Genomic DNA, 7,175 nt, shown 5'->3' on the forward strand with positions numbered 1-7,175 from the left:
CGATCCGCCCCGCCAGCGCCCGCGCCCGCCGAAGCCAAGCCGGCAGCGCGGCCCGCCGCCGCAAAGCCGTCGCCGGCAGCGGCTCCCGCCCCGGCCGCCGGGCCCTGGCGCGTCCAGCTCGGTGCCTTCGGGGTGGCCGCAAACGCCGATGCGCTGTGGGCCCGGGTCAAGGGCCGGCCCGAGCTGGCCGGGCATCCGCGCGCCAATGTCCGCAGCGGCGCGGTGACCAAGCTGCAGGCCACCGGCTTCGCCAGCCGCGAAGCCGCGGGCCGCGCCTGCGCCGCGCTGGCGGGCGCCGGCGTCTCCTGTCTGGCGGTCCAGGACTGAACGATCCCGCGCCCGGCCCGGGGCTGGCGGCCGATCGGCTGGACGGGCTCGACCTGATCCGCGGAGTGGCCGTGCTGGGCATTCTCGCGATCAACCTCGGCGGCTTCGCCGGGCCGATCGCCGGATCGCTTTCGCCGCACCTGCCCGCCCCCGGCAGCCTGGCCGACGAGGCCTGGTTCACGGTCGGACTGGTCCTGTTCGAGGGCAAGATGCGGGCCCTCTTTACCCTGCTGTTCGGCGCCTCGCTGCTGCTGTTCCTGGACCGCGCCGAGGCGCGCGGCGAGGATGGCGAGCGGCTCCAGCTGCGGCGGCTGGGGTGGCTTGCCGCCTGCGGTTACCTCCATTTCCTGCTGCTGTGGTGGGGCGACATTCTGTTCACCTATGCGCTGGCAGGCTTCGCCGCGCTGGCCCTGCGCCAGGCCCGTCCCGGGCCGCTGCTGATCGCCGGGGTGACGCTGTTCGCCGCCTGGCATCTGGCAATGGGACTGGCCGGCCTGCCGCAGGTCCGCGCCGAACAGCGCGTGCTGGCCGGAGCGGCCGGTCCCGCCGAGACGACCGCCTACCGCACGCAGCGCGCCGAGGACGCCGCCGCCACGGCGCGCGAACTGGCGGGTTATCGCCAAGGCTTCGCCGCACAGGTGGCACGACGGCTGCGCGACCAGCCCGGCGAGCCGCTGCGCGCGGCCTTCGCCACGCTGGGCGAGAGCCTGCCGCTGATGCTGATCGGCATGGCGCTGTTCCGCAGCGGGCTCTACGCCGGGCAATGGTCCCCGCGCCTCTTGCGCGCGGTCGCGCTGGGCGGGCTCGGTGCGGGAGGACTGCTGACCGCAGCCTTCGCCGCCTGGGCCTGGCGGGCACACTTCCCGCCGGTGCTGATGGTCCAGGCCCTGGCCTATCACCTGGCGCTGCCGCACCTGCTGATGGGGCTGGGCTATTGTGCGCTGCTGGTCCGCATCGGCCCGTGGCTGGCAGGCACCCGGCTCGGCCGACGCCTGACCGCGGCCGGCCGTATGGCGTTCAGCAACTATCTCGGCATGACGCTGGTGATGACCTTCGTGTTCTATGGCTGGGGTCTGGGGCTGGTCGGGCGCGTGCCGGAGCACTGGCTGTGGCCCTTCCTGCTCGGGGGCTGGGGGCTGATGCTGGGCTGGAGCGCGCCGTGGCTGGCGCGCTTCCGCCACGGCCCGCTCGAGTGGCTGTGGCGTTGCCTGACCTACGGTGAGTGGCTTCCGCTGCGGCGGTGAGGGCACAGCAGCGGACCACCCAAGCCCGGCTTGCAACCGGGCAAGCGAGACTTGCTAGACATACTTCTACTAAATTAGTAGAGATAGACCCGTCGCTGCCGGGAAGCTCTCTCCCTGTCCCGCCCGGCAGCGGCCGCGGCTTTTGATTCCGTCAGCTTGCCCCGCGTCACCAAAGGCTAAAGCGCACGAGCCCACGCGACCGACGCGCGATTCGTGTTTTCCCAAGGAGACTACGAATGGCCGCCCGACCGCACCGGCACCGCCTCCGGCCCCACCAGCCCTATCGCAGCGGCGCCGTCGCCCTGCCCCATCCCTCGTGGCGACGCGCGGTGGAAGGTCCGCCTGCCACGACCGCCCCGCGCGCGATCAGCGCCGAGGAGTTCTGGGCCGCCCTGGGGGTGGAACCATGAACGCCCGGGCCGAGCCCGAACGCTGGCGCACCGATCCGGCGCTGTTCGCCCCGGCCCAGCCCGGCTTCACCCGGCCGGGCACGCCCGAGGGGCAGCAGCCGGACCTGCCCGAACAGCGCCGGTCGAAGGCGGAGCGCGCCCCGCCTGCGCGGGACTAGCCGTGCTCAGTCCTTGGCGAAGGGGTTCTTGGGGCTGCGCAGGGTCAGCCGGATCGGCACGGCATCGAAGCCCAGCTCGCGGCGGATGCCGTTGACCAGATAGCGCCGGTAGCTTTCCGGCAGCATGTCGAGCCGGGTACCGAACATCACGAAGCTGGGCGGCCGGATCCGCGCCTGGGTGATGTAGCGCAGCTTGATCCGCTTGCCGCCGGGGGCCGGCGGGGGATTGGCGGCCAGCGCATCGTCGAACCAGCGGTTGAGCGCGGCGGTGGGCACGCGCTTGGACCAGGCATCGCGGATCGTGAAAGCGGCCCCGACCAGCTGGTCGAGCCCCTTGCCGGTCCGGGCCGAAACCGCCAGCAGCGGCACGCCGCGCACCTGGGCCAGCCCCTCGTCGAGGGCGGCGCGCACGCCGTTGAACAGGCCCGAGGCGTCCTCGGCCACGTCCCACTTGTTGATCGCGATGATCAGCGCGCGGCCTTCCTCAAGCACCATCGAGGCGATCTTGAGATCCTGATGCTCCAGCCCGCGGGTGGCGTCGAGCAGCAGCACCACCACCTCGGCGAAATCGATCGCGCGGCGGGCATCGGCCACCGACATCTTCTCGAGCTTCTCGACCACTTGCGCCTTCTTGCGCATGCCGGCGGTGTCGATCAGCCGCACCGGACGCGCCTCGCCGCTGGCCGGATCGGTCCAGGCCCAGTCGACCGCGATCGAATCGCGGGTGATCCCGGCCTCGGGCCCGGTCAGCAGCCGGTCATCGCGCAGCAGGGCATTGATCAGGGTCGACTTGCCGGCGTTGGGCCGGCCGACGATGGCCAGCTTGAGGATCGCGGCCGGATCGTAATCCTCCTCGTCGGCGGCGTCTTCGTCCGGGGCCTCGGGCTGCTTGTCCTCGATCAGCGGGAGCAGCGCCTCGAACAGGTCGCCCAGCCCCTGGCCATGCTCGGCGGAAAAGGCGATCGGCTCGCCGAAGCCCAGCGAGAAGGCCTCGTAGAGCCCGCCGTCGCCCTGACGTCCCTCGGCCTTGTTGGCCAGCAGCACGATCGGCACGCTCTGCTCGCGCAGCCAGCGGGCGATCTCCTCGTCGAGCGGGGTCAGCCCGGCGCGGGCATCGATCACGAACAGCGCGACATCGGCATCGTCCAGCGCGGCCTCGGTCTGGGCGCGCATCCGGCCCGGCAGGCTCGACGGATCGTCGTCCTCCCAGCCGGCGGTATCGACGATCGTGAAGTCAAGCCCGAGCAGGTGCGCCTCGCCGAAGCGGCGATCGCGCGTGACGCCGGGCTGATCGTCGACCAGCGCCAGCTTCTTGCCGACCAGCCGGTTGAACAGGGTCGACTTGCCGACGTTGGGACGCCCGATGATGATGACCTGGGGGAGCATGGAAGCGTCGCCCTGCCGTTTTTCCGCGCCGGGCGCAAGCCGCACGGCCAGCGCGCCGATCGCACCGCCGCGCCGAGGGGCGGTGCAAACGACTCGTTAACCATGTTTGGCGACACTGGCTTAACCATCAAGCACCCAAGAGCCGGACGATGCGAACTGCCCAGACGCTGCTTTCCGCCCTGCTCGCCGCGCTCCTCGCGGCCGGTGCGACCACGCCGGCCCGCGCCGAGGCGATCGACCTCGACCGCGCCCGCGGCGACCGCGGCGACGCCGACGAGCGCGACAGCGTGTCCGGCGGAGGGGGCAGCGGCTTGCCGCCCTATCTGCAATGCGTGCCCTATGCCCGGCAGGTCAGCGGGATCCAGATCCGCGGCGACGCCTGGACCTGGTGGACCCAGGCCGAGGGGCGCTATGCCCGCGGCAGCCGGCCGCAGGTCGGGGCGGTCATGGCCTTCGAACCCTATGGCCGGATGGAGCTCGGCCATGTCGCCGCGGTCAGCCGGATCATCGATTCGCGCACCGTGCTGCTGCGCCACGCGAACTGGAGCCCGATCAACGGCCGGCGCGGCCAGATCGAGGACGATGTCCGCGCGATCGATGTCTCGCCCGACAACGACTGGAGCCAGGTGCGGGTGTGGTTCGCCCCGATCCAGGGGCTGGGCACCACGGCCTGGCCGGTGCGCGGCTTCATCTATCCGAAGAAGGCCGCCGCGCTCGCGGGCTCCCGGCGCCCGATCGACGCCGCGGCCGATCCGATCGGCGCGATCATCGCCGCCCGGCTGGCCCGGCAGCGTTAGGCGCGCTCAGGCCTTGGCGACCGGCGCGTCGGCGCCAAGATCCTCGTACCAGGCTTCGACCGGGCCATTGAGCTTGATCGTCAGCGGCTGACCCTTGCGGTCGAGCGTCTTGCCGGCCTGAACGCGCACCCAGCCCTCGGAAATGCAGTATTCCTCGACATTGGTGCGGACCGTGCCCTTGAAGCGGATGCCCACACCGCGGCTCAGCTTGTCCCCGTCGAAAAAGGGGCTGCGCGGGTTGATCGCCAGGCGATCGGGCGGGGTGTCCGGTCCGGAAAGGGTCTCTTCGCTCATGTCCTGCGCCTCTAGGCTCGATTCCCCGCTTGTCAATTCGCGCGCAGGCTCCTAAGGGCGCTGCTCCCGACGGAATGGGCGCGTAGCTCAGCGGTAGAGCACACCCTTCACACGGGTGGGGTCACAGGTTCAATCCCTGTCGCGCCCACCATTCCGGACCCGGGCTTCCCACAAGCTAGACCACCCGCAACGCCCGGCCCGCTTGCACGCGCGCGGTCGCTGCGGCATGGCGCGGCCATGCACGACATCAAGCTGATCCGCGACAATCCCGAGGCCTTCGACGCCGGCCTGGCCCGGCGCGAGGTGGCGCCGCAATCCGCCGCGATCCTGACGCTCGACGCCGAGCGGCGTGCGGTCGCGACGCGGATGCAGGAGGCGCAGAGCCGCCGCAACGAGGCGTCCAAGGCGATCGGCGCGGCCATGGGCAAGGGCGACCGGGATGTGGCCGAGCGGCTCAAGGCCGAAGTGGCGGAACTGAAGGATGTCCTGCCCCGGCTCGAGGCCGAGGAGCGGGACCTGACCGCGCGGCTGCAGGACGAGCTCGCCCGTTGGCCCAACCTGCCCGATGCCGCCGTGCCCGAGGGCGTGGACGAGAGCCAGAATGTCGAGGTGAGCCGCTGGGGCACGCCCAGATCGTTCGCCTTCGCCCCGAAAGAGCATGCCGACCTTGGCCCCGCGCTGGGGCTCGACTTCGAGACCGGGGCGCTGATCGCGGGCGCGCGCTTCACCTTCCTGCGCGGCCAGATGGCCCGGCTGCAGCGCGCGCTCGGGCAGTACATGCTGGATGCACAGACCCAACAAGCGGGCTACACCGAGTGTGCAACGCCGCTGCTCGTGCGGGACGAGGCCGCCTTCGGCACGGGCCAGCTGCCCAAGTTCGCCGAGGACCTGTTCCGCACCACCGACGGGCGCTGGCTGATCCCTACAGCCGAGGTCTCGCTGACCAATTCGGTGCGCGAGCAGATCCTCGCCGAGGCGGACCTGCCGCTGCGCCTGACCGCCCTGACCCCCTGCTTCCGCTCGGAAGCGGGCGCGGCCGGGCGCGATACGCGCGGGTACATCCGCCAGCACCAGTTCGAGAAGGTCGAGCTGGTGACGATCTGCCGGCCCAAGGATTCGCCGGCCGAGCACGAGCGGATGACCGCGGCCGCCGAAGCGATCCTGCAGGGGCTGGAGCTGCCCTATCGCAAGATGCTGCTGTGCGCCGGCGACATGGGCTTTACCGCGCGGCTGACCTACGACCTGGAGGTCTGGCTGCCGGGCCAGAACGCCTACCGCGAGATCTCCTCCTGCTCGAACTGCGGCGATTTCCAGGCGCGGCGGATGAACGCGCGCTATCGTCCCGACGGCCAGAAGGGGACCGAGTTCGTCCATACCCTCAACGGTTCGGGACTGGCGGTCGGCCGCACGCTGGTGGCCGTGCTGGAGAACTACCAGGAGGCCGATGGATCGGTGACGATCCCCGCGGTGCTTGTCCCCTACATGGGCGGGATCACCCGCCTGACCCCAGCGGCCTGAGGCGTATTGTGGCCGGATCGCACCAGACCCAAGCTCCGTTCGTGTCGAGCGAAACCGAGACATGCCGCGCACGGCCTCTCGACTTCGCTCGAGGCGAACGGGGTTTGATGGTGATATCCAATTCGCAACAGCCCTAAGCTTTCCACCCACCGATCGGATCGACCTTGCGCATTCTCCTGACCAACGATGACGGCATCAACGCTCCCGGGCTCAACGTGCTCGAGCGGATCGCGCGGCACTTTTCCGACGACGTGTGGGTCTGCGCCCCGGCCGAGGAGCAGTCGGGTGCCGGGCATTCGCTGACGCTGACCCGCCCGGTGCGGCTGCGCCAGCATGCCGAGCGGCGCTTCTCGGTCTCGGGCACTCCGACCGATGCGGTGACCATGGCCCTGCGCAAGGTGCTGCCAGCCGCGCCCGACCTGATCCTCTCGGGGGTGAACCGCGGCGCCAACCTGGGCGACGACGTGACCTATTCGGGCACGGTGGCGGCGGCGATGGAGGGTACACTGGCCGGGATCCCGTCAATCGCGCTGAGCCAAGTCTACACCAAGGAGGGCGTGGGCAACAATGTCGACTTCGCCGCCGCCGAGGACTGGGGCGCCCGGGCGATCGCCCCGCTGCTGGAAACGCCGTTCGCCCCGCGCACGCTGATCAACATCAACTTCCCGCCCCTGCCCGCCGCCGCGGTCAAGGGCATCAAGGCCGTGCGCCAGGGCTTCCACGACTATGCCCGCGGCACCCTGGTCGAGGCGGTCGACCCGCGCGGCTTTCCCTATTTCTGGTTCGGCCTGCACGGGATCGAGCACACCGCGGGGCACGACACCGACCTCGAGGCGATCGCCGAGGGCTATGTCTCGGTCACCCCGCTCCAGCTCGATCTCACCCACGAGGGGTCGCTGGCCGGCCTGCGGGCCCGCTACGCATGACGGCGCGGCGGACCGGCGGGGCTGCCGGCCCGGCGCTGGCCGCCGCGCCCGTCCTGCTGGCCGCCTCCCTGGCGCTGCTGGCCGCCGCCGGCTGGAGCGCCCCCGCCGCGGCGGC

At 71.2% G+C, this 7,175-nt stretch carries 9 protein-coding genes and 1 tRNA gene; 8 read left to right on the forward strand and 2 right to left on the reverse strand.

The annotated features are described in order from the left end of the window. The 4 genes from H7F53_RS17390 to H7F53_RS17405 all read left to right on the forward strand — a co-directional run. A partial coding sequence (locus H7F53_RS17390) for an SPOR domain-containing protein (RefSeq protein WP_185680786.1) occupies nt 1–327 on the forward strand: 327 nt, incomplete at its 5' end. 71 nt (nt 328–398) lie between these two features. Further along, complete coding sequence (locus tag H7F53_RS17395; protein ID WP_343062138.1) at nt 399–1,571, forward strand: DUF418 domain-containing protein; 1,173 nt, start codon at nt 399–401, stop codon at nt 1,569–1,571. 236 nt (nt 1,572–1,807) lie between these two features. Then, nucleotides 1,808–1,981, forward strand: a complete 174-nt coding sequence (locus H7F53_RS17400) for a hypothetical protein (protein WP_185680787.1) — start codon at nt 1,808–1,810, stop codon at nt 1,979–1,981. Next, entirely contained in the window at nt 1,978–2,139 is a 162-nt protein-coding gene (locus tag H7F53_RS17405; RefSeq protein ID WP_185680788.1) for a hypothetical protein, read from the forward strand. Before H7F53_RS17400 ends, H7F53_RS17405 begins: the two co-directional genes overlap by 4 nt. 6 nt (nt 2,140–2,145) lie before the next feature. Here H7F53_RS17405 and der read toward each other — a convergent pair whose 3' ends face one another. Further along, on the reverse strand, nt 2,146–3,525 hold the full coding sequence (gene der / locus H7F53_RS17410; RefSeq protein ID WP_185680789.1) for a ribosome biogenesis GTPase Der: 1,380 nt from the start codon (nt 3,523–3,525) through the stop codon (nt 2,146–2,148). Between the two features lie 149 nt (nt 3,526–3,674). On the opposite strand from der, the gene H7F53_RS17415 reads away from it, so the two are divergent. Beyond that, entirely contained in the window at nt 3,675–4,322 is a 648-nt protein-coding gene (locus H7F53_RS17415) for a CHAP domain-containing protein (protein ID WP_185680790.1), read from the forward strand. 6 nt (nt 4,323–4,328) lie between these two features. On the opposite strand, the gene H7F53_RS17420 is transcribed toward H7F53_RS17415, so the two are convergent. Further along, the gene (locus H7F53_RS17420) at nt 4,329–4,616 is read right to left on the reverse strand and encodes a DUF3297 family protein (RefSeq protein ID WP_185680791.1); all 288 of its coding nucleotides are present in this window, start codon (nt 4,614–4,616) and stop codon (nt 4,329–4,331) included. 76 nt (nt 4,617–4,692) lie between these two features. Between H7F53_RS17420 and H7F53_RS17425 the strand changes: the two genes are divergently transcribed. The 3 genes from H7F53_RS17425 to surE all read left to right on the forward strand — a co-directional run bounded on the left by H7F53_RS17425 (nt 4,693) and on the right by surE (nt 7,060). Then, nucleotides 4,693–4,767 (forward strand) — tRNA-Val (locus H7F53_RS17425). Nucleotides 4,768–4,853: 86 nt separating this feature from the next. Continuing rightward, complete coding sequence (serS, locus tag H7F53_RS17430; protein ID WP_185680792.1) at nt 4,854–6,134, forward strand: serine--tRNA ligase; 1,281 nt, start codon at nt 4,854–4,856, stop codon at nt 6,132–6,134. A gap of 164 nt (nt 6,135–6,298) precedes the next feature. Beyond that, nucleotides 6,299–7,060, forward strand: coding sequence for a 5'/3'-nucleotidase SurE (gene surE, locus H7F53_RS17435; RefSeq protein ID WP_185680793.1), 762 nt, complete (start codon nt 6,299–6,301; stop codon nt 7,058–7,060). Nucleotides 7,061–7,175 lie beyond the last annotated feature (115 nt).

It is taken from the genome of Novosphingobium piscinae (assembly GCF_014230355.1).
Classification (GTDB): Bacteria; Pseudomonadota; Alphaproteobacteria; order Sphingomonadales; family Sphingomonadaceae; genus Novosphingobium; species Novosphingobium piscinae.

Bases quoted from the DNA above. Each gene is read 5' to 3' on its own strand.
- H7F53_RS17400 (WP_185680787.1), top strand. From the start codon at position 1,808: ATGGCCGCCCGACCGCACCGGCACCGCCTCCGGCCCCACCAGCCCTAT.
- H7F53_RS17405 (WP_185680788.1), top strand. From the start codon at position 1,978: ATGAACGCCCGGGCCGAGCCCGAACGCTGGCGCACCGATCCGGCGCTG.
- der (WP_185680789.1), bottom strand. From the start codon at position 3,525: ATGCTCCCCCAGGTCATCATCATCGGGCGTCCCAACGTCGGCAAGTCG.
- H7F53_RS17415 (WP_185680790.1), top strand. From the start codon at position 3,675: ATGCGAACTGCCCAGACGCTGCTTTCCGCCCTGCTCGCCGCGCTCCTC.
- H7F53_RS17420 (WP_185680791.1), bottom strand. From the start codon at position 4,616: ATGAGCGAAGAGACCCTTTCCGGACCGGACACCCCGCCCGATCGCCTG.
- serS (WP_185680792.1), top strand. From the start codon at position 4,854: ATGCACGACATCAAGCTGATCCGCGACAATCCCGAGGCCTTCGACGCC.